21 protein-coding genes are annotated in these 18,458 nt (G+C 71.2%); 8 read left to right on the top strand and 13 right to left on the bottom strand.

What is annotated here, in order from left to right:
* The first annotated feature begins 259 nt into the window (after positions 1 to 259).
* The 4 genes from LOZ83_RS15905 to LOZ83_RS15890 all read left to right on the top strand — a co-directional run bounded on the left by LOZ83_RS15905 (position 260) and on the right by LOZ83_RS15890 (position 4,646).
* Entirely contained in the window at positions 260 to 1,018 is a 759-nt protein-coding gene (locus LOZ83_RS15905; RefSeq protein ID WP_236791403.1) for a sulfite exporter TauE/SafE family protein, read from the top strand.
* Between the two features lie 93 nt (positions 1,019 to 1,111).
* The gene (locus LOZ83_RS15900) at positions 1,112 to 3,370 is read left to right on the top strand and encodes a xanthine dehydrogenase family protein molybdopterin-binding subunit (protein WP_236791402.1); all 2,259 of its coding nucleotides are present in this window, start codon (positions 1,112 to 1,114) and stop codon (positions 3,368 to 3,370) included.
* Complete coding sequence (locus LOZ83_RS15895; protein WP_236791401.1) at positions 3,367 to 3,837, top strand: (2Fe-2S)-binding protein; 471 nt, start codon at positions 3,367 to 3,369, stop codon at positions 3,835 to 3,837. The genes LOZ83_RS15900 and LOZ83_RS15895 overlap by 4 nt, the downstream gene beginning before the upstream one ends.
* Positions 3,834 to 4,646 carry a xanthine dehydrogenase family protein subunit M gene (locus LOZ83_RS15890; protein ID WP_236791400.1) on the top strand — a complete coding sequence of 271 codons (813 nt, stop codon included), beginning with the start codon at positions 3,834 to 3,836 and terminating at the stop codon, positions 4,644 to 4,646. Before LOZ83_RS15895 ends, LOZ83_RS15890 begins: the two co-directional genes overlap by 4 nt.
* Positions 4,647 to 4,654: 8 nt before the next feature.
* Here LOZ83_RS15890 and LOZ83_RS15885 read toward each other — a convergent pair whose 3' ends face one another.
* Both LOZ83_RS15885 and LOZ83_RS15880 read right to left on the bottom strand, forming a co-directional pair.
* Positions 4,655 to 4,813 (bottom strand): hypothetical protein, encoded by a 159-nt coding sequence (locus LOZ83_RS15885; protein ID WP_236791399.1) that lies wholly within the window; start codon positions 4,811 to 4,813, stop codon positions 4,655 to 4,657.
* A 223-nt stretch (positions 4,814 to 5,036) separates the two neighbouring features.
* Positions 5,037 to 5,594, bottom strand: a complete 558-nt coding sequence (locus LOZ83_RS15880; RefSeq protein ID WP_236791397.1) for a YceI family protein — start codon at positions 5,592 to 5,594, stop codon at positions 5,037 to 5,039.
* Between the two features lie 87 nt (positions 5,595 to 5,681).
* Here LOZ83_RS15880 and LOZ83_RS15875 point away from each other — a divergent pair, with 87 nt between their 5' ends.
* Both LOZ83_RS15875 and LOZ83_RS15870 read left to right on the top strand, forming a co-directional pair.
* A complete protein-coding gene (locus LOZ83_RS15875) occupies positions 5,682 to 6,140 on the top strand; it encodes a MarR family winged helix-turn-helix transcriptional regulator (protein ID WP_236791396.1) in 459 nt (152 codons plus the stop codon).
* Between the two features lie 59 nt (positions 6,141 to 6,199).
* Positions 6,200 to 6,613 (top strand): hypothetical protein, encoded by a 414-nt coding sequence (locus LOZ83_RS15870; protein WP_236791395.1) that lies wholly within the window; start codon positions 6,200 to 6,202, stop codon positions 6,611 to 6,613.
* Here the strand turns inward: LOZ83_RS15870 and LOZ83_RS15865 are convergent.
* Both LOZ83_RS15865 and LOZ83_RS15860 read right to left on the bottom strand, forming a co-directional pair.
* The gene (locus LOZ83_RS15865; RefSeq protein ID WP_236791394.1) at positions 6,606 to 7,433 is read right to left on the bottom strand and encodes an oxygenase MpaB family protein; all 828 of its coding nucleotides are present in this window, start codon (positions 7,431 to 7,433) and stop codon (positions 6,606 to 6,608) included. The two genes, LOZ83_RS15870 and LOZ83_RS15865, sit on opposite strands and share 8 nt — an antisense overlap.
* Positions 7,430 to 7,777: a helix-turn-helix transcriptional regulator gene (locus LOZ83_RS15860; RefSeq protein WP_236791392.1), complete on the bottom strand. Its 348-nt coding sequence runs from the start codon at positions 7,775 to 7,777 to the stop codon at positions 7,430 to 7,432. The genes LOZ83_RS15865 and LOZ83_RS15860 overlap by 4 nt, the downstream gene beginning before the upstream one ends.
* A 37-nt stretch (positions 7,778 to 7,814) precedes the next feature.
* Here LOZ83_RS15860 and LOZ83_RS15855 point away from each other — a divergent pair, with 37 nt between their 5' ends.
* The gene (locus LOZ83_RS15855; protein WP_236791390.1) at positions 7,815 to 8,738 is read left to right on the top strand and encodes a cation diffusion facilitator family transporter; all 924 of its coding nucleotides are present in this window, start codon (positions 7,815 to 7,817) and stop codon (positions 8,736 to 8,738) included.
* Here the strand turns inward: LOZ83_RS15855 and LOZ83_RS15850 are convergent, their stop codons facing one another.
* The 9 genes from LOZ83_RS15850 to LOZ83_RS15810 form a co-directional block, all read right to left on the bottom strand.
* Entirely contained in the window at positions 8,739 to 9,359 is a 621-nt protein-coding gene (locus LOZ83_RS15850; RefSeq protein WP_236791388.1) for an L-threonylcarbamoyladenylate synthase, read from the bottom strand.
* A gap of 9 nt (positions 9,360 to 9,368) precedes the next feature.
* On the bottom strand, positions 9,369 to 9,740 hold the full coding sequence (locus tag LOZ83_RS15845; protein WP_236791386.1) for a GntR family transcriptional regulator: 372 nt from the start codon (positions 9,738 to 9,740) through the stop codon (positions 9,369 to 9,371).
* Complete coding sequence (locus tag LOZ83_RS15840) at positions 9,737 to 10,450, bottom strand: hypothetical protein (RefSeq protein ID WP_236791380.1); 714 nt, start codon at positions 10,448 to 10,450, stop codon at positions 9,737 to 9,739. The genes LOZ83_RS15845 and LOZ83_RS15840 overlap by 4 nt, the downstream gene beginning before the upstream one ends.
* 173 nt (positions 10,451 to 10,623) lie before the next feature.
* On the bottom strand, positions 10,624 to 12,849 hold the full coding sequence (locus LOZ83_RS15835) for a tetratricopeptide repeat protein (protein ID WP_236791379.1): 2,226 nt from the start codon (positions 12,847 to 12,849) through the stop codon (positions 10,624 to 10,626).
* Between the two features lie 44 nt (positions 12,850 to 12,893).
* Complete coding sequence (locus LOZ83_RS15830; protein ID WP_236791377.1) at positions 12,894 to 13,463, bottom strand: histidine phosphatase family protein; 570 nt, start codon at positions 13,461 to 13,463, stop codon at positions 12,894 to 12,896.
* A complete protein-coding gene (locus tag LOZ83_RS15825) occupies positions 13,463 to 13,861 on the bottom strand; it encodes a VOC family protein (RefSeq protein ID WP_236791374.1) in 399 nt (132 codons plus the stop codon). Before LOZ83_RS15825 ends, LOZ83_RS15830 begins: the two co-directional genes overlap by 1 nt.
* Positions 13,862 to 13,887: 26 nt before the next feature.
* On the bottom strand, positions 13,888 to 14,625 hold the full coding sequence (locus tag LOZ83_RS15820; RefSeq protein ID WP_236791372.1) for a phosphosulfolactate synthase: 738 nt from the start codon (positions 14,623 to 14,625) through the stop codon (positions 13,888 to 13,890).
* Positions 14,622 to 15,776: an acyltransferase gene (locus tag LOZ83_RS15815; protein WP_236791370.1), complete on the bottom strand. Its 1,155-nt coding sequence runs from the start codon at positions 15,774 to 15,776 to the stop codon at positions 14,622 to 14,624. Before LOZ83_RS15815 ends, LOZ83_RS15820 begins: the two co-directional genes overlap by 4 nt.
* Positions 15,773 to 17,260, bottom strand: coding sequence for a class I adenylate-forming enzyme family protein (locus tag LOZ83_RS15810; RefSeq protein WP_236791368.1), 1,488 nt, complete (start codon positions 17,258 to 17,260; stop codon positions 15,773 to 15,775). The genes LOZ83_RS15815 and LOZ83_RS15810 overlap by 4 nt, the downstream gene beginning before the upstream one ends.
* A 263-nt stretch (positions 17,261 to 17,523) precedes the next feature.
* On the opposite strand from LOZ83_RS15810, the gene LOZ83_RS15805 reads away from it, so the two are divergent.
* Positions 17,524 to 18,372: a PHB depolymerase family esterase gene (locus tag LOZ83_RS15805; RefSeq protein ID WP_236791366.1), complete on the top strand. Its 849-nt coding sequence runs from the start codon at positions 17,524 to 17,526 to the stop codon at positions 18,370 to 18,372.
* The last annotated feature ends 86 nt before the right edge of the window (positions 18,373 to 18,458 follow it).

The following is an 18,458-nucleotide window of genomic DNA, read 5'->3' as shown; positions in this document are numbered from 1 at the left end:
ATTTTCCCACAATCGTTGCTTTCGGGAGCGCCGTGTGTCATGCGCGGCAACGCGCGAGTGTCGAACTCGCCGTCGCCAGTGTCCGACTCGCTGTCCCGAGCGTCGGACTCGCGCCCCGGCCCCAGCCCCGGCGAGTCCGACGCTCAGGACGGTGAGTCCGACGGCCGGGGCGCCGAGTTCGACGGGCAGGGGTGGCGTGGGCCACTGTGGGGCCGCCTGTCGGGGGCGCTGCCAGGGCCGGTGCTGATAATCGATCAACGTGACCCTGACCCTGCCGGCGCTGGCGTTCCTGTTCGTCGCCGGCGTCGGGGCGGGGCTCACCGGGTCGATCGCCGGGCTCGCGTCCCTCGTGTCCTATCCCGCGCTCCTCGCCGTCGGGCTGCCGCCGCTGACGGCGAACATCACCAACACCATCGCGCTCCTCGGCACGACCGCCGGCGCGGCGGCCGGCTCGCGGCCGGAACTGGACGGGCAGTGGAGCCGGCTCAAGGTGCTGTGCGCGATCACCGCGGCCGGCGGCGCGCTCGGTGCCGCGCTCCTGCTGTACACCCCGCCCGGCGTTTTCACCATCGTCGTCCCGTTTCTGATCGCAGGTGCGTCGATTCTCCTGTTCCTCGGTCCGCATTTGCGGAAAAGCGCGGGACCGGCACACGGAATCGGCCCGGCTTCGGGCGTCGCCGCATTCGGAGTGGCGATCTACGGCGGTTATTTCGGCGCCGCCGCCGGGGTTCTGATGCTGGCGCTGCTCTCGACGGTCTGGGCGCAATCGCTGGCCCGGTCCAACGCCGCCAAGAACATCGCGACGGGCGCCGCCAATTTCATCGCCGCCGTCGTGTTCGCCTTCACCGGCAAGGCTTACTGGCCCGCGGTTGTCGCGCTGTGCCTGGGATCCGTGCTCGGCTCGTGGATCGGGCCGTCGATCGTGCGCCGGGTGCCCGCCACCCCGCTGCGGATCGTGATCGGGCTCGCCGGGCTCGGTCTCGCGGGCACACTTGCCTATCAGGCCTTTGCCGTGTGACGAGTATTCCGCCCCGGCCGGGACAAAAGTCGCCGGGGGTATGTTGGGTCCGGCGGCATGATCTTCCCGGTACCCACCATTGGAGGCCCAGAGTTGAGCATCGTCGGTACCAGGGTGGTCCGGATCGAGGACCAGAAGCTGATCACCACCGGCGGCACGTATGTCGACGATCTCCGCGAACCCGCGCTCACCGGCGCCGTGCACGCGATGTTCGTGCGCAGCCCCATCGCGCACGCCCGCATCGCCTCGATCGACACCGCCGAGGCACTCGCCGCGCCCGGGGTGGTCGGCGTGTACACCGCCGCGGACCTCGACCTGGCGCCGCGCAAGGCGGGACCGGTCGTCGAGCCGTGGCTCGCCGCCGACGTCGTGCGGTACGTCGGCGAGCCGGTCGCGCTCGTGCTGACCGAGCACCGCTACCAGCTCGCCGACGCGGCCGAGCTGGTCGACGTCGACTACGACCCGGTCGACGTGGTCGCGAGCATCGACGCCGCGCTGTCGGACGAGACGCTGCTGTACCCCGGCAAGGGCACGAATGTCATGCAGGTCAACGGAACCGCCGAGTTTCCCGCCGACAGCTTCGACGGCTGCGAGGTCGTGGTCACGCAGACGATCGTGAACCAGCGCGTCGCGCCCGCGCCGCTCGAAGTCCGCGGCGCCGCGTGCGCGTGGGGCGAGGACGGCCGGCTGACCGCCTGGCTGTCCACCCAGAACGCACAGCTGGCCCGCGGCGCGGTCGCCAAGGGACTGGGGGTCGGCGAAGAGCAGGTCCGCGTGATCACACCGGACGTCGGCGGCGGTTTCGGCGCGAAGATCGGCTCCGACCCCGAACCGGTCGTGCTCGGCTGGGCGGCGAAGCGCGCGGGGCGGCCGGTGCGCTGGACGGAGACCCGCAGCGAGAACCTCACCAGCATGACGCACGGCCGCGCGCAGCAGAACACGGTGACCATCGGCGGCCGCCGCGACGGCACCGTCGAGGTCTTCCGGCTCGACGTGGTGCAGGACGCGGGCGCGTACCCGCGGGCGCTGTTCCTTCCCACCCTCACCGAGCTGATGGCCTCGGGCGTCTACCACTTCCCGAAGATCGAGACGCGCAGCCGCGGGCTCGTCACCAACACCACGCCGATCGCGGCCTACCGCGGCGCGGGCCGGCCCGAGGCGACCGCCGCGATCGAGCGCGCGATGGACCTCTACGCCACCGAGATCGGGCTGGACCCGGCGGAGTTCCGCAAGGTCAACTTCATCCGGCCCGAGGAGTTCCCGTACAAGACGAAATCGGGCGCGAACTACGACAGCGGCGAGTACGCCCAGGCGCTGGACAAGGTGCTCGACGCCGCGGACTACGCCGGCTTGCGCGCCGAGCAGAAACGCCGTCGCGAGGCGGGTGACCCGGTGGCGCTCGGCCTCGGTATCGCCAGCTACGTCGAGATCACCGGCGGTGACAGCGGTGGTGAGAGCGGCCGCGTGGACATCAACCCGGACGGCACCGTCACCGCGTACACCGGCAGCTCGCCGCACGGCCAAGGGCTCGATACGTCGCTCGCGATGCTGCTGTCGGATCAGCTCGGCATCCCGATGGACCGGATCACCATCAAACACGGCGACACCGACGAGGTGCCCAAGGCGATCGGCACGTTCGGCTCGCGTTCCCTGCAGCTGGGCGGTTCCGCGGTGCGCCAGGCCGCGGAGCAGGTGATCGCGAGCGCCCGCGAGATCGCCGCGGACCTGCTCGAAGCCTCGCCCGAGGACCTCGAGCTGAACGCCGGCGAGGGCGCCTGGCAGGTGAAGGGCGCGCCCGCGAGCGGCAGCATCGACTGGGTGCGGGTGGCGGCGCGAGCCGGGGAAGGCGCGCTGTCGGCGGACGTGTGGTTCGGCGAGGGCACCCCGACGTTCCCGTTCGGGGCGCATCTGGCGGTGGTCGAAGTGGACACCGAGACCGGGAAGGTCGTGGTGCGGCGGATCATCGCCGCGGACGACGCCGGGCCGGTGATCAACCCGCTGGTGTTCCGCGGGCAGCGGCACGGCGGGCTCGGCCAGGGGATCGCGCAGGCGCTGCTGGAGATCATGGCTTACGATCCGGACGGCAACCCGACCACGGCCACGCTGGCCGACTACTCGTTCATCACCGCGACCGAGCTGCCCGATTTCGAGCTGGTCGACTCGGCCACGCCGACGACGCGGAATCCCTTGGGTGTCAAGGGAATCGGCGAGGCGGCGACGATCGGCTCGACGCCCGCGGTGCACAACGCGGTGGTCGACGCGCTGGCGCATCTCGGGGTGCGCCACCTGGACATGCCCACCACCCCGCAGCGGGTGTGGGAGGCGATCTCTGTGAAAGGTGAAGCGAAGTGAAGGTCTCCATCGAGGTCAACGGCAACGCGGTGACCGAGGAGGTCGAAGACCGCACGCTGCTGGTGCACTACCTGCGCGAGAACGCCGGGCTGACCGGCACCAACATCGGCTGTGACACCACGTCCTGCGGCGCCTGCACGGTGCTGCTGGACGGCGAGTCGGTGAAATCGTGCACGGTGCTGGCCGCGCAGGCGGACGGGCACAAGGTCACCACGGTCGAAGGGCTGCGCGGCGAGGACGGCGACCTGCACCCGGTGCAGCGGGCGTTCCGTGAGCAGCACGGGCTGCAGTGCGGGTTCTGCACGCCGGGCATGATCATGGCGTCGGTGTCTTTGCTGGCGCACAATCCCAAGCCAACCCGGGACGAGGTGCGTGAGGGCCTGGAAGGGAACCTGTGCCGCTGCACGGGTTACCACAACATCGTCAGCGCCGTGATCGACGCTTCGGGACAGGAGGTCGGCCAGTGATCCCGGCCGCGTTCAGCTACCGCCGTGTGTCCACTGTGGATGAAGCGCTGAGTGTCCTCGGCGAGCACGGTGACGACGCGAAGGTGCTCGCCGGCGGGCATTCGCTGCTGCCGCTGATGAAGCTCCGCTTCGCCACGCCCGAGATCGTCGTCGACGTCGCGCCGATCGACGAGCTGCGGTACGTGCGCGTCGACGGCGACGCGGTCGCGATCGGCGCCCTGTCGCGTTACCACGATCTGCACCACGACGAGGTCCTGCGGGAGCACGCGCCGCTGCTGGCGCAGGTGGCCGGTGCGATCGGGGACCAGCAGGTGCGCCACCGCGGCACCATCGGCGGTTCGCTCGCACACGCCGACGCGGCGGCCGACCTGCCGGCGGCGCTGCTCGCGTCCGGCGGCACGCTGGTGGTGCGTGGGCCCGGCGGGCAGCGGGAGATCGCGGCAGGGGAGTTCTTCCTCGGCCCGTTCACCACGCCGCTGGAACCGGACGAGCTGATCACGGAGGTCCGGGTGCCGGTGGCGACCGGGATCGGCTGGGGTTTCGAGAAGTTCAACCGGCGCTCGATCGACTGGGCCATCGTGGGTGTCGCGGTGCAGGGACAGGCGGTGGGCCTGATCAACATGGGCGGCACCCCGGTCCGCGCGACAGCCACCGAGGAGGCGCTCGCCGCGGGCGCGTCCATCGCCGACGCGGCGGCACTGGCCGCCGAAGGCGCCAGCCCGCTCAGCGAACCGCACGCGAGCGCCGAGTACCGCGCGCACCTGGCGCGGGTGCTGACCGCCCGCGCGCTCACCGCGGCGGCCGCCTGAGGCCGGCGCTACCGGCAGGTGGCCGGGTGGTCCGTGTCGTGCCGGAACCAGAGCGCCGGCACGGTCCGGCCGTCGGGCAGTAGGTGGGTGTCCGGCCCGGTCGTGGCGATGAACCCGCTGGAGGTCAGCGCGCCGCTGCTGGCCGTGTTCGTCGTCTCGACGCACACGGCGCCCGCGACCCGACCGCTGGCGCGGTCGATAGCGACCAGAAACCGGAGGCTGGCGCAAGATCGGCGCCGACCTCGGTCAGCGTGCCAGGTGCGCAGCGTGGCCACCGCCGGGCGATGACGTCGCTGGCCCCAGCGGTGGCGATGACCATGTCGCTTCGCCCTCACATCAACGGGCAGCCTCAGCGCATTTCCTGCCGACCGGCACCGCATCCCTGGTGGCTCAGGCGTTCTTGATCGCCGAGACCTCGAACTCCAGGGTCACCTTGTCGCTCACCAGTACGCCGCCGGTTTCGAGGGTGGCGTTCCAGGTGATGCCGAAGTCCTTGCGGTTGATCACCGTCGAGCCCTCGAAGCCGACGCGCGTGTTGCCGAACGGGTCCTGCGCCGTGCCCTCGTAGCTGAACGGGATCGTGAGGTTCTTGGTCACGCCCTTGATCGTCAGGTCGCCGGTCACGTCGAACGAGTCGTCGCCGGTCTGCTCGATCCCCGTCGTGGCGAAGGTGATCTCCGGGTACTCGTCCATCTGCAGGAAGTCGTTGCTGCGCAGGTGACCGTCACGGTCGGCGTTGCGGGTGTCGATGCTGTGCGTCTTGATCGTCACCGTCGCGCCGGACTTCTCCGGGCTGTCCCCGTCGACCTGCACGCTGCCCTCGAACTCGTTGAACGAGCCGCGCACCTTGGTCACCATCGCGTGCCGGGCGACGAACCCGATCCGGGTGTGCGCCGGGTCCAGGGTGTAGGTGCCGGTCAGGTCGCTGTACTTCGCCGGAGCTGTCATCAGGGTTCCTCCTAGGTTGGCTCTTACATGCCGTCAAGCGTAGCCAACTAAGGTGACGTGTCAACTATTCCGGCTATACTCGATGGCGTGACTCGATGGCTGACCGACCGCGAACAGCGCGCCTGGCGCGGCTACATCTCCATGCAGGCCCAGCTGAGCGCTCAGCTGTCCAAGCAGCTGCAGGCGGAATCGGACCTCTCGCATTCGGACTTCGCGGTGCTCGTGCAGCTCACCGACGTGCCCGACGGGCGGGTCCGGGTGTTCGAGCTGGCCGGCGCGCTGCAGTGGGAGAAGAGCCGCCTGTCCCACCACCTGGCGCGGATGCAGAAGCGCGATCTGGTGGCGCGCGAGGAGTGCCCGTCGGACGCGCGCGGGGCGTTCATCGTGCTCACGCCGGCCGGCCGGGCCGCGATCGAGGAGGCCGCGCCACGCCATGTGGAGACCGTGCGGCGCCTCGTGTTCGACGTGCTGACCCCCGCGCAGGTCGAGGCGCTGACCGCGATTTCCGAGCAGGTACTGGCAAAGCTCGCCGGCGAGGCCGCTTGACGTTTGCCCGCGGGCGGAGTGGGTAGCCGTGCCGATGGCATGACGACGAGGAGCCGGCCATGACGCTCGAACGACCCTGCGGTGAGCACATCGTGTGGAGACGGGTGACCGGTTTCGCCGAGCTGCGCCGGCTGCGCGACGCCGTCTGCGACCTGCTGTTCGACTGCGCCGCCGACACCGTCGCGAGCCTGCTGCGGTTCCTCGACGACGTGTGCGCCCCGGGCTTTCCCGTCGAAGTGTGCCTGGTGCGGGGGAGCGACCCGCACTACTTCCGCGTCGACGTCGACGGCGCGGACCTGGCGGCACCCGGTCGTCCCGGCTTCATGGACGGCAACGAGGCCGGCTGGGGCGTTCTCCACCGCGAGGACGGCATGAGCGTGTGGGCGTACGTGACGATCCCGGTGCCGGGCCGGGCGGTCGCCCCGTGGTCGCGGCTCGGAGTTTCCCTGCCGCCCAACCCGATGCTCAACTGAGGCCCTTGCGCCGCCGGTACCACACGTTCAGCCGCGCCACCGCACGCATGTGCACGGTCCGCAGTGGCGGCGGGACCAGCGTCGCGAACAGCCGTACCGCGCGGCGAAATCGCCGGAAACGCCGTTCCTGCAAGGGAGTCCAGTCGAGCCCGAGCCGTTCGCGCAACCGCGGCGGCAGGGTGGCGGCGATCAGGAACAGCTGCAGCCGGGCCTGCCGTTCGCGCAGCCACGGCCACGTGGAGTCCGGCAGCCAGCGGACCGGTTTGGGTACCGTGTGGATGGTCCGCAGCAGCGTGTCGATCGTCCTGTTCGGACCGAAACTATCGACCATCTTGTCGTAGTAGCAACGGAAAGCGGGCCAGTCGGGCGGCAGGTGCTGGTCCTCGACGCCGAGCATCAGGCCGACCTCGCGCATCTGCGCGTAGTACTGGTCGAGCTCGTCCGGGCGCATCCCGCGGCCGAACAGTTCTTGCGCGTCCACCGCGACCTGAACGAGCGTCGCGTGCACCCAGGCGTAGGCGCGCGGGTCGAGCGCGGAGTAGCGGCGGCCGTCCTCGCCCACACCGGTGAACCGGCGGTGCAGCTCCCACAGGCGGCGCGCCTCGAACTTCGCGCCGTCGGGCCCGCCGTAGACGTAGATCGAGAGCGACGCGCCCGTGCGCATCAGCCGGGTCCACGGATCCTCGGTGTAATCGGAGTGATCCCGCACCCCGGCGGCCACCACGGGATGCGCGACCTGCAGCACGAGCACCTGCCCGGCGAGCACGACCGCCCGGAAATCGCCGAAGTACCGCCACGCCGGCGTGCCGCGCGTGATCACCCTTCCATCTTGGCACTGTCCGGCCGGCCGCTGAGGTGGTGGGGGATGCCGTGCACGGTGTGCCCGGCGAACTCCAGCGCCTGCGCGACCAGTTCGGTCAGGTGGTCGCTGCTGATCCGGTAGAGCATCCGGCGGCCGTCGCGCCGCGCGCGGACCAGGCCGGCGAAGCGCAACCGGGCCAGGTGCTGGGAGACCGACGAACGGGACGCGCTGACCTGGGCGGTCAGCGTGCTCACGTCCTGCTCCTCGACGAGCAGCCGGAGCAGGTGCAGGCGGGTCGGGTCGGCCAGGTGTCCGAGCACCTCCGCCGCGACCGTCAGTCTTTCGTCGTCATGTGCGCGCATCCTTGCATAATGTGCCTGAGCAGTACATTCTGGCAACATGCACGGGCACGGTCATGGTCATTCGAGCGCGGAACGGGTCGACGAGGCACTGGAGACCAGCAGGCGTGGACTGCGGACGCTGGGCGGCTCGTTCGCCGTGCTGTCCGCGACCGCGGTGGCGCAGCTGGCGCTCGTGCTCGTCACCGGTTCGGTCGCGTTGCTGGGCGACACGATCCACAACTTCGCCGACGCGCTGACGGCCGTGCCCATCGGGTTCGCGTTCGTGCTGGGCCGCCGGGCCGCGACGCGGCGTTACACCTACGGGATGGGGCGGGCGGAGGACCTCGCGGGCGTCGCGGTCGTGCTGGTCGTCTTCGGCTCCGCGGTGTTCGCCGGGTACGAGGCGGTGCTGCGACTCATCGCGCCGCGCCCGGTGGGGCATCTGTGGGTCGTGGCGCTGGCCGGCGTCCTCGGCTTCATCGGCAACGAACTGGTGGCGCGGTGGCGGATCCGGGTCGGCCGGCGGATCGGCTCGGCGGCACTCGTCGCGGACGGCGTGCACGCCCGCACCGACGGCTTCACGTCACTGGCGGTGGTGCTCGGCGCGGGCGGCGTCGCGCTCGGCTTTCCCGCCGCCGACCCGATCATCGGCCTGGTCATCGCGGGCGCCATCCTGTTCGCGCTGCGTGACGCGGCCCGCGAGGTGTTCCGGCGGCTGATGGACGCGGTCGACCCGGCGTCGGTCGACCTGGCCGAGCACGCGGCGGCGCGGGTGCCGGGGGTGGTCGGCGCCGGGTCCGTGCGGATGCGGTGGATCGGGCACAGCCTGCGCGCGGAGCTCTCGGTGACGGTCGACGCGGGGCTCACGGTGACCGACGCCCACCGCATCGCGCACGAGGTGGAGCACCAGCTGGTCCACACCATCCCGCGGCTGACCGCGGCGATCGTGCACACCGAACCCGCCCTCGTGCCCCATCCCTGACTATTCGAACCGGGACGGGTCACCGGCACCGCGGCGGACGATCTCCGGTTCGTCCTCGGAGAAGTCGACCACGGTCGTCGGTTCGGTGCCGCAGTCGCCGGAGTCGATCACCGCGTCCAGCACGTGGTCCAGCTCGTCCTTGATCTCCCAGCCCTGGGTGAGCGGCTCCTCGCGGTCCGGCAGCAGCAGCGTGCTCGACAACATCGGCTCGCCGAGGTCCGCCAGCAGCGCCTGCGCGACGACGTGGTCGGGGATACGCACGCCGACGGTCTTCTTCTTCGGGTGCAGCAGCCGGCGCGGCACTTCCTTCGTGGCGGGCAGGATGAACGTGTAGCTGCCCGGGGTGGACGCCTTGATCGCGCGGAACACGGCGTTGTTCACGTGCACGAACTGGCCCAGCTGCGCGAAATCCCGGCACACCAGGGTGAAATGGTGCCGGTCGTCGAGGTGGCGGATCGCGCGGATTCGGTCGATGCCGTCCTTGTTGCCGAGCTGGCAGCCGAGCGCGAAGCACGAGTCGGTCGGGTAGGCGATCAGCCCGCCTTCCCGGACGATCCCGACGACCTGGTCGATCGAGCGCCGTTGCGGGTTGTCCGGATGCACATCGAAGTACTTCGCCATGCCGGGAGCTTAGGGTGAGCCGTAGATCTCCCGCACGACGGCCACGGCCGTGTCCTCGCCGGCGCCGAGTTCCTTGGCGGCCGTGACGAACTCCGCCGCCGCGGCGCGCAGCAGGGCCTCCGGATCGCGCCGCGCGGCGGAATCGGCGACGACGGTGCCACGCGCGCGGGCGGTGGTGACCCAGCCCGCCGTCTCCAGTTCCCGGTACACGCGGGCGATCGTGCCCGAGGCGAGCCCGAGATCGCGCGCGAGCTGGCGGATCGGCGGCAGGCGATCGCCCGGGGCGAGCGAGCCCCGGGCGATCAGCCGGATGATCTGGTCCTGCACCTGGCGCCACGGGGCGAGCCCGCTCCCGGCGTCGACGACGACCCGGAGCGTCATCTCGCCTCGGCCGCGACGCGCGGGTTCGGGCTCACCACCGCGATGCAGGCGGCGACACTGAGCACGAACAGCAGCATCGATGGCACGTCACCGATGCGCACCGTCGCGCCGGGCACGATGATCGCGAGCCCGGTGGCGACCCGCGCGCTGCGCGCCCGCAGCACGAGATCGACCGCGGCGTCCCCGGCAGCGGGCCGGCGCAGCGCGATCGCGACGACCGCCGCGACGATGGCCGCGCAGCCGATCGTGATGCCGAGCTGTGCCCACTCCCGCGCGAGAATGGTCCGGACCACACCGCCCGCGACGGAGAGCGCCAGCAACACCAGCGCCCAGGCGGGTACCAGATCGGTGACAACGCGGTGGGAGAGCATGGCTTCCCGTCGCCTGCGCGCCGGTGGGCGCCACGCCAGCAGTTCGCCGAGCAGGCCGCCCAGGAACACGGTCCACACGATGACCGCCGTGTCCGTGCCCTTGCCGACGCCGGCCGCCTCGCCCAGTAGTGGGATGACGAAGAACAGCCACGGATACCAGAACCTGCGGCGCTTCAGGTAAAGCACGGCTTCGTCGACGTCCACTTCGGACGGTTCGGTGACGCCCCAGCGGCGGAGCAGCCGTCGCCCGTGCTTGGCGTTCGGCCACAGCACGACGAGGACGACCAGTCCGAACAGGCCGGTGAGCACGGCTACGGCCAGCACGTTGTCGAGCGGCATCGCGGCCACCTCCTTGTATCAAGTCTATGATACAAGGAGGGCGGGCGGCAAGTGGGCGCGGCTCGTATGTCTACTTCGGACGGTCGGGACGGTAGGACTCCCTGTCGCGAACGTCGGACTCGGCGTCGTGAGTGTCGGACTCGCTGTCGTGAGTGTCGGACTCGCGGGTCGGGTCAGTCGCGGGATTCCAGGTTTTCCAGGGCCTGTTTGGCGAGTTCGTCGCCGCGGTCGGCGGCCCGCTGGTACCAGGCGCGGCCCTCGTCGAGGTTGCCGCGCCGCCAGTGCAGCGCGCCGAGGTTCACCTCCGCCTGCAGGTGCCCGGCCCGCAACGCGCGGTAGTACCAGTTTTCCGCCTCGTCGAACTCGCCGCGCTCCTGCAGCGCGGCGCCGAGGTTCAGCATCGCCTCGGGCAGGCCGTGCGTCGCGGACAGCCGGTACCAGTCCTCGGCGTCGCCGGCGCGGCCCCGCTGTTCCAGCAGCACCGCCAGCCCGAACTCCGCCACCTTCCCGTTCTCCCCGGTCGCGGCCCGCCGGAACCAGCTCTCGGCCGCGTCGAGATCGCCCTGGTTCCACAGGTTCCGCGCGAGATCGAGCGCGGTCTCGCCGTCCCCGATCTCCGCGGCCAGCCTCCGCAGCGCGTCGACGTCCGGCCGGTGCGGCTCCTGCTCGCCGGTCTGCGACAGCAGCCCCATCAACCGCACCGCGGCCGGGTCCCCCGAGAGCGCGACCCGGCGCAGCAGGTCGGCGCCGCGCTTGCGGTCACCGTGCAGCAGCTCCAGCACGGCCTCCTTGCGCAGCCCGTTCGGATCGCCCGCCGCCGCGGCGTGCTGGTACGCCGCCCGCGCCTCGTCGATCCGGCCCGTCTGCGCGAAGAGACCACCGAGATTGGTCATGCCCGTGGTGTCCCCGGCCTCGGCCGCGCGCTGGTACCACAGCTGCGCCGTCGTGACGTCCCGCAGCCCTTCCGCCATTGTGCCCAGGTTGGACATCGCCCAGCTGTTGCCGGCCTCCGCCGCCCGCAGGAACCACTGCTGCGCGCTCACCTCGTCGCCGCTCACCTGCGCGGCCCAGCCCAGGTTGAACAGCGCGAACTGGTCGCCCGAGCGCGCGAGCTGCGTCCACAGCGTGGTGGCGTCGGCCATCCGCTCGAACCGGACGGCGGCGCGCGCGATCCGGAACCGCTGGTCGGCGGTGAGCAGGTTCGTGCTCAGCAGGCCCTGCCACACCGCCTCCGGCACCTCGCCCGAGGCGGAGTCGACGAGATAACCGAATGCCAGGTAGCGGTTCGACCCGGCCGGGATGAGGCACGGGCTCGCGCCGCGCACGGGCTGCACGGCCCAGCCCAGCGCGCTCGCCAGGTCCGTCTCGCCGGTCGCGGCGCGGAAGCGGTCGGACAGGTAGCTGTTGTGCAGCGAGACCAGCCAGTCCAGCGGCACCGGGTCCAGGTATCCGGCGCGCCGTAGATCGACGGCCGCGCTGACCAGCGCCGCCCCGGCCTCGTTCTCCCCGGAGTGCCAGCGCTGCAGCGCGTCCGGGCCCGCGGCGATGTGCTCGGCCAGCCCGGCGTCCTCGACGATCGCGCCCGCGATCCGCGGATCGTTGCGGTACCGGTGCGCCGCCGCGGTTTCGGTGCGATCCAGCCGCCGGTCCAGCTGGATCGGCGAGATCCGGGTGAGCACGCGCCGACCCTGCCCGCCGGCGCCGTCGGAGTCGATGCCGAGGTCCGCGCGGGCGCGGGTGCGCAGGGTCGCGAGCACGACACTGTCCGAGCGCATGGCCGGGTTCAACGCCTTGAGCAGGTTGTCGTCGAGGCTGTCGGTGGTCAGGTAGCGCTCGAGATCGTCCAGCCACAGCACGGTTTTCGGCGGCGGGTTGCGCGCCACCTCGCGCAGCGCCGTCTCGTCCTCCGGCGCTACCACGGCTTCCCAGCCGAGCCGGGAAGCGTTGCGCAGCAAGGCCTCGTACGCGGTGCGCGTCTTACCGGCGGCCGCGTCGCCCTGGACCAGGACCAGGCCGCCACGGGTGAGCGCGCGGTCGAGCGCCGCGTCCGCGGTGCGCGGCACGTACGGGGGCATCGGCGCGCCACCGGGCAGGGGCCACGCGGGGCGCACGCCGAGCCGGATCGGGTCGAGGTCGGTGATCCGCAGGGCGGGCACTGCGCAGGCGGCGGCAGGTGCCGATCGCGCCGGCGCCTGCGGTTCGGTGCGTGATTCCCGCCGTGGCCGGAACGCGAGCAGTACGAGCAGCACGGTCGCGGCGGCGGCCAGCACCTCCAGCGGCCAGCCCAGCGCGCCGGGCAGCATGCCCTGGCTCGTGAGCACCCCGGCCACGACGGCGACCGCGGCCGCCACCGCCGCGCCTGTCAGGCTTCCCGCTTTGCTTCCCGTCTCGAACGACATCGCGGGTTACCTTTCCATAACCCGCCCGGCGACAGGATGACTGTTCAGCAACAGCCCTGGCGGTCCAGTGTGGTCACCGTCGCATTGCCGACCTCGACCCGCGGTACGGGCTCGCGCAGCCGCGGGTCGGCGCTGGTGGTGGCCACCCGGACCGGCCCGCCGTGCGCGACCAGGATCAGCTCGCCGTCCCGCTTCGCGTACTCGTCGAGCGTGGCGTGGATACGTTCGTAGAGATCGGTGATGCTCTCGCCGCCGCGGGGCCGGCGCCACGGCTCACGCCACAGCCGGTCGATCTCGTCCTGCACGACGCCGCCGTCGAGCGGATCGGCGAACCGCTTTCCTTCCAGGAAACCGAGATTCTGTTCGCGCAGCCGCGGATCCTCCCGCACGGGCAGGCCGAGCGCGGCGGCGATGACCTCCGCCGTCTGCCGGGCGCGGGGCAGGTCACTGCTGAAGATCGCGCCGGCGGCGCGTTCGGCGAGCGCGGCCGCGGCGCGTGCGGCCTGGTCGAGCCCGCGCGGGGTGAGGGCACCCGCCTCGGGGGACTGGCCCTGCACACGGCCGGCGAGGTTCCACTCGCTTTCGCCGTGCCGCACCAGATGCAGCAGCCCCATCAGTACTGCAGCCGCGGGTCGTCGTAGTTCTTGAACTCGATGACGTTGTTCGACGGGTCGGCGAGCGCGATCGTGCGGTGCTGCTCGGCGGTGCCCTCGAAGCGCACGGTGGGCCCGGCGAGCGTGCGCAGTTTGCGGTGCTCCACCAGCCGCACCAGCCGGTCGAAGTCCTCGGCGCGGGCGAAGCTCACCCCGAAATGCCGCGGGTACATCACGGCCTCGGCCGGGACGTCGTCGGACAGGTGGCAGACCAGCTGGTCACCGAAGAAGTCGAAGGTGACGCGGTCGGCGTAGCGGCGGGCCATCTTCGCACCGAGCCCGAAGACGTAGAACTCGACCGCCTCGTCGAGATCCCGGGCCGGGACCGCGAAGTGAGCGGCGTCGTGCATGTCGCGCATGGATGTTACTCCTTTGTGGACAGTAGTCAGGCGAAGGAAACGGTCTGGGACAAGGTCATCTGCAGCAGGGTGTCGCCGCGCAGCCCGCGGCGCAGGGTCTCCACGCCGACCAGGTCCGCCGCGGCGATGTTGCCGAGGTTGACGTCCGGCCCGATCGCGCGGATCAGCTCGACCTGCAAATCCTTGGTGGGCGCCTCGAACAGCAACTGCGCCGCATCGACCCGGTCGAGCACGGCCTCCAGCACGTCGTCGCGCAGGTGCCCGTCCGGGCGGGCCATCCCGCTGCGGCCGCTTTCGCGGGTCTCGGTGATCACCAGCTCGGCGCCGGCGTCGAGATCTTCCTGGATCGCGCCGGCCCAGTCGGCGGGGGTGAGCATCGCCGAACGTTCGGCGTCCTTGTAGCCGACCTCCGCGAGCACCGGCCGGTACCGCGACATCTGCTTCACGTACTCGGCCTTGCCCGGCTGGTCGAGCGGGATCGTGCCGTTGGACACCTCGATGTGCGTGGCGCCGGTGCGCTGCACGAGCGTGAGGTAGTCGTCGAGCCGGCCCTGCACGAGGTACCACTCGAACAGCGTGCCGCCGAAGTAGAAGCCGATCCCGGCCTCGCGCAGCACGGCGATCTTGCGGTCGAGGTCGCGGGTCACCAGCGCGGTGCCCCAGCCGAACTTGACCACCGTGACGTACTCGCCGTGGCTGGCGATCACGTCGGTGAACAGTCCGGTCGGCAGGCCCGGGTCGATCATCATGGTGGTCCGGCTCATCGGGCTCCTCCTGTGTTGGCGAGCGCGAGGTCTTCGCGCGGGGGTGCGGGAAGGGGCCGGGCGCGCCGCGACCACGCCCGGCCGGTGAGCGCGAGGCTCACCGGGGTGCGCCGGATGGCCGCGGTGACCAGCCCGGACACGAGATAGGTCAGTGGCAGGACCACGACCACGAGGACGAGCACCACGGTGTCCGGCACGGCCTGCACGGCGTCGACGAGGCCGATGGCGGTGGCGCCGAGTACAACGCCTTGCAGGACAAGGGGATGCAGCAGGTAGACGCCGAACGAAGCGTCCGAAGTGGCCAGCACGACCTTCTCGCCGACCCGGCCGCGCTCCTGCCAGATCAGGCCCAGTGCGAGGAAGGTCCACGCGATGGCGGCGCTCTCCAGGACCACCATCGGCTGGAACACCATGCTCGCCTGCAGCGGCGGCTGGCCGGAACCCCACAGCTGCACGAGGTAGACCACGATCGCTAGCGCCACGACGCTCGCCGCGCCACCGAACACCAGCCGCAGGTGCTGCCGCGTCCAGGCGACGAGCGCGTCCTTGTGCCAGGCCGCGATCGCCCCGGCCAGGACGTAGCCGGTGTAGCTGGGCAGCAGCGCGTCCGGCGCGTGCAGCCAGCCCGCCAGGGGGCCGAGGTCCCACGCGTGCTGCACGGCGTAGGCGAACGCCAGCTGGAACAATGCCGCGAGCGCCAAGAGCGCCCCGTGCCAGCGTTCGGTCGCCCGCAGCAGCATCCGGATCAGCGGGAACACCAGGTAGATCTGCATCGACACGAGCAGGAAGTAGAGGTGGTAGCGCGCGGTGCCGGTGAGCAGCTGCTGCACGAACGCCTCGCCGAAGTACGGGGCGCCGTTGGCGAAGAAATAGAGCACCGTCCACACCAGATACGGCACCACGACGAACAGGTACCGCCGCTGCCAGAACTTCGGCCAGCGCACCTTCTTGCGGCCGGTGCTGTAGGTCAGCACGAACGCGGTGAGCAGGAAGAACACCTCGCGGCTGACGTGGAAGACCATGCCGAGCGCGCCGTCCAGCACGGTCGGCGCCACCGGGGCGAGCGCCAGCACGTGGGTGCCGATGACCAGCCCGACCGTCAGGACCCGGACCAGATCGACGTAGTACAGATGTTCGCCGCGTTTCGTCACTGGCTGCCCGCCAGCTCGGACCGCAGGGCCCGGCGCAGCACCTTGCCCGTCGGGCCGACCGGCAGCGCGTCGGTGACCTCGACCACCGTCGGCCGCTTGTACCGGGTCAGTCTCTGCTCGCACCAGGCGAGCAGCGCGGTCTCGAGCTCCTCGCGGTCGGCGCGGTGGGTGGTGACGAACGCGACCGGGACCTGCCCGAGCCGCTCGTGCGGCGCGCCGACGACGGCGACCGCCACCACGCCGGGGTGCGCGAGCAGGACGTTCTCCACCTCCTGCGGGTAGATCTTTTCGCCACCGCGGTTGATCACGTCGTCAACGCGGCCGGCCAGCCGCAGGAACCCGGCCTCGTCGCGGATGCCGACGTCACCGGTGCGCAGCCAGCCGTCCGCGGCGCGTGCGGGGCGGGTCCGCTCGGGTCCGTGGGCGTCGAGCTCGAGGTACTCGGCGACGATCTCGGGCCCCCGCAACAGGACTTCACCTTCCTCGCCGGGCGCGGTCTCGCGGCCGTCCGGGCCGGCGACGATCAGGTCCACCTCGACCGGCAGGCCCACCGAACCGGTCCGGCGCGCGCTCGGGTCAAGGGGGTTCGCGGTGATCTGGCCGGCGGCCTCGGACATGCCATAGGTCTCCAGCACGCCCAGCCCGGTGCGCTCGGTGAAGGCCCGCGCGGTCGCGGGCGGCAGCGGCGCCGAGGCCGAGCGCGCGAACCGGATCCGGTCCACGACATGCGCGGGCGGCGCCGGGAGCCGGGCGAGCGAGGCGAGGATCGCGGGGACGGCGTTGAGCCAGGTGGGGGAGTGCCGCTCGACCCGCGCCCAGTACTCGCCGGCCTCGAACCGGCGGTCGACGACCAGCTCGGCCCCGCTCGCGACTGTCGCCAGCAGGCCCATGACCTGTGCGTTGACGTGGAACAGCGGCAGCGGGGTGTAGCCGCGCTCGCCGGGGCCGAACCCGTGGTGCCGGGCGACCCGCCGCGCGGCGTGCATCAGCTGCCCTTCGCTGAGCGGGATCCCCTTGGGTCGCCCGGTCGTGCCGGAGCTGGTCAGCAGCACGGCGGGCCGCAGCGCCGCGTCGTCGCTGGGGCGGTGAGCCGTGGTGGCCGACCAGATCCGCCGCGGGCCCGCGAGATCCACCAGCACGGTGTCCCGTTCCGGGGCGATGACCGGGTCGTCCTGGTCGGTGGCGAGCACGTCGATCCGCAGCCGGGCCAGCACGTCGGTCAGCTCGGACTCCGTCAGCCGGGGGTCGACCGGCGCCGCGGTCACCCCCGCGGACAGGCAGCCGAGGTAGGCCGCGGTGAACGTCAGCGGGTCGGCGATGACCAGGCCCACCCGGCTGCCGGGCGGGATCTCGTGACGCCACCGCTCGGCGTGCTCGGCGACGGCGCGCCAGGTCAGTGCCCGTTCGTCGGCACCGGAGAGGAACGCCGGCGCCCCGGGGCGCTCGTGCGCCCGGGTGGACAGAAACCGGGACACAATCGCCATAGAACCCTCCACGCGCTTTTCGCCGAACTCGTACCGAGTCTGGACAGCATTCCTATGCGGGCGCTGGCAGCCTGATGAGAGACACCTGAGAAGACTTCAGTCGTTCACATCGGCTTTCCGGACCCGCCAGGCACAATGTCCGCATGAACTTGTGGGGCCACCGGCACATTTCGCGAGCAACTGGACAAATAAGACGGTCGCTCGCGGTGGCCGGTGCCGTAATCACATTAGCGGCTTGCTCCGCGCCAGCCGTCAACGAGTCCGTGGTCCCGCAGGGACATTCGACGCCGGCCTCGCGAGCAGCGACGACAGGCACCACGACGGTGCAGCGGCAGCTGACCGTGGACGGGATGAAGCGGACGTACCTCGCAGTCGGGCCTTCCGTGCGGCACAAGGGACTTCCGCTGCTGATCGTGATGCACGGCCGGGGCATCAGCGCGCAGCTGGAGTCCGTCCGCACCGGGTTCCTGCCCTATGCCGAGCGCGGGCAGGCGAACATCGTCTATCCACTGGGGATCGCCGAGTCCTGGAATGCCGGACACGGTTGTTGCGGGGCGGCGGTCAAAGAGGGTGTGCACGACACGCAGTTCCTGACCGACGTGGCCGCGGACGCGTCCCGGTATTTCGAAAGCGACGTTCGCCGGATTTATCTCGTCGGTTACAGCAATGGGGCGAAATTGTCCTTCGAGGAGGTTTGCGCGCATCCTGGCACTTTCGCCGGGCTCGCGACCTATGGGGCGGTTCCGCTCGCGGCCTGTGCCGGTGGCAAACCGCTCTCGGCGCTGATGGCCAGTGGCACCAACGATCCGGTGGTGCGCAGCGAGCACTTCTCGCCGACCGCGACGATCGCGCTGGATCAGGCGGTGACCGGGTGGCAGGCCCGGAACGGCTGCCACGGCCCGGGAAAGGTGACGCATATCGGGCCGGCGACGCTCACGTCGTGGACCGGCTGCCGGGGCGGCACCGAACTGTCCTCGGCCGTCTACTCAGGACTGACGCATTTCTGGCCCACCGCCATCCGCCCCACCGCCCCCTACACGACCTACGTCGGCGAGGACGCCGCCGCCGCGACGATCATGTGGAACTTCCTGAGCCGCCAGCACCTCACCTAGCGCGTGTTGGCCCGCCACGTCGCCGTGTTGGCCCCCTGCGTCGCCGTGTTGGCCCGCTGCGTCGGTGAGTTGGCGCCGTGCGCGGC

The sequence above is a fragment of the Amycolatopsis sp. GM8 genome, from assembly GCF_021653975.1.
In the GTDB taxonomy this organism is placed as follows: Bacteria; Actinomycetota; Actinomycetes; order Mycobacteriales; family Pseudonocardiaceae; genus Amycolatopsis_E.
Note: the sequence above shows the minus strand (reverse complement) of the source record. Positions and strands in the feature narration are given on the sequence as shown.

Bases quoted from the DNA above. Each gene is read 5' to 3' on its own strand.
- LOZ83_RS15830 (WP_236791377.1), bottom strand. From the start codon at position 13,463: ATGGGGCTGCTGCATCTGGTGCGGCACGGCGAAAGCGAGTGGAACCTC.
- LOZ83_RS15860 (WP_236791392.1), bottom strand. From the start codon at position 7,777: ATGCGCGCACATGACGACGAAAGACTGACGGTCGCGGCGGAGGTGCTC.
- LOZ83_RS15835 (WP_236791379.1), bottom strand. From the start codon at position 12,849: ATGTCGTTCGAGACGGGAAGCAAAGCGGGAAGCCTGACAGGCGCGGCG.
- LOZ83_RS15855 (WP_236791390.1), top strand. From the start codon at position 7,815: ATGCACGGGCACGGTCATGGTCATTCGAGCGCGGAACGGGTCGACGAG.
- LOZ83_RS15825 (WP_236791374.1), bottom strand. From the start codon at position 13,861: ATGCGCGACATGCACGACGCCGCTCACTTCGCGGTCCCGGCCCGGGAT.
- LOZ83_RS15845 (WP_236791386.1), bottom strand. From the start codon at position 9,740: ATGACGCTCCGGGTCGTCGTCGACGCCGGGAGCGGGCTCGCCCCGTGG.
- LOZ83_RS15810 (WP_236791368.1), bottom strand. From the start codon at position 17,260: ATGGCGATTGTGTCCCGGTTTCTGTCCACCCGGGCGCACGAGCGCCCC.
- LOZ83_RS15840 (WP_236791380.1), bottom strand. From the start codon at position 10,450: ATGCCGCTCGACAACGTGCTGGCCGTAGCCGTGCTCACCGGCCTGTTC.
- LOZ83_RS15850 (WP_236791388.1), bottom strand. From the start codon at position 9,359: ATGGCGAAGTACTTCGATGTGCATCCGGACAACCCGCAACGGCGCTCG.
- LOZ83_RS15880 (WP_236791397.1), bottom strand. From the start codon at position 5,594: ATGACAGCTCCGGCGAAGTACAGCGACCTGACCGGCACCTACACCCTG.
- LOZ83_RS15870 (WP_236791395.1), top strand. From the start codon at position 6,200: ATGACGCTCGAACGACCCTGCGGTGAGCACATCGTGTGGAGACGGGTG.
- LOZ83_RS15820 (WP_236791372.1), bottom strand. From the start codon at position 14,625: ATGAGCCGGACCACCATGATGATCGACCCGGGCCTGCCGACCGGACTG.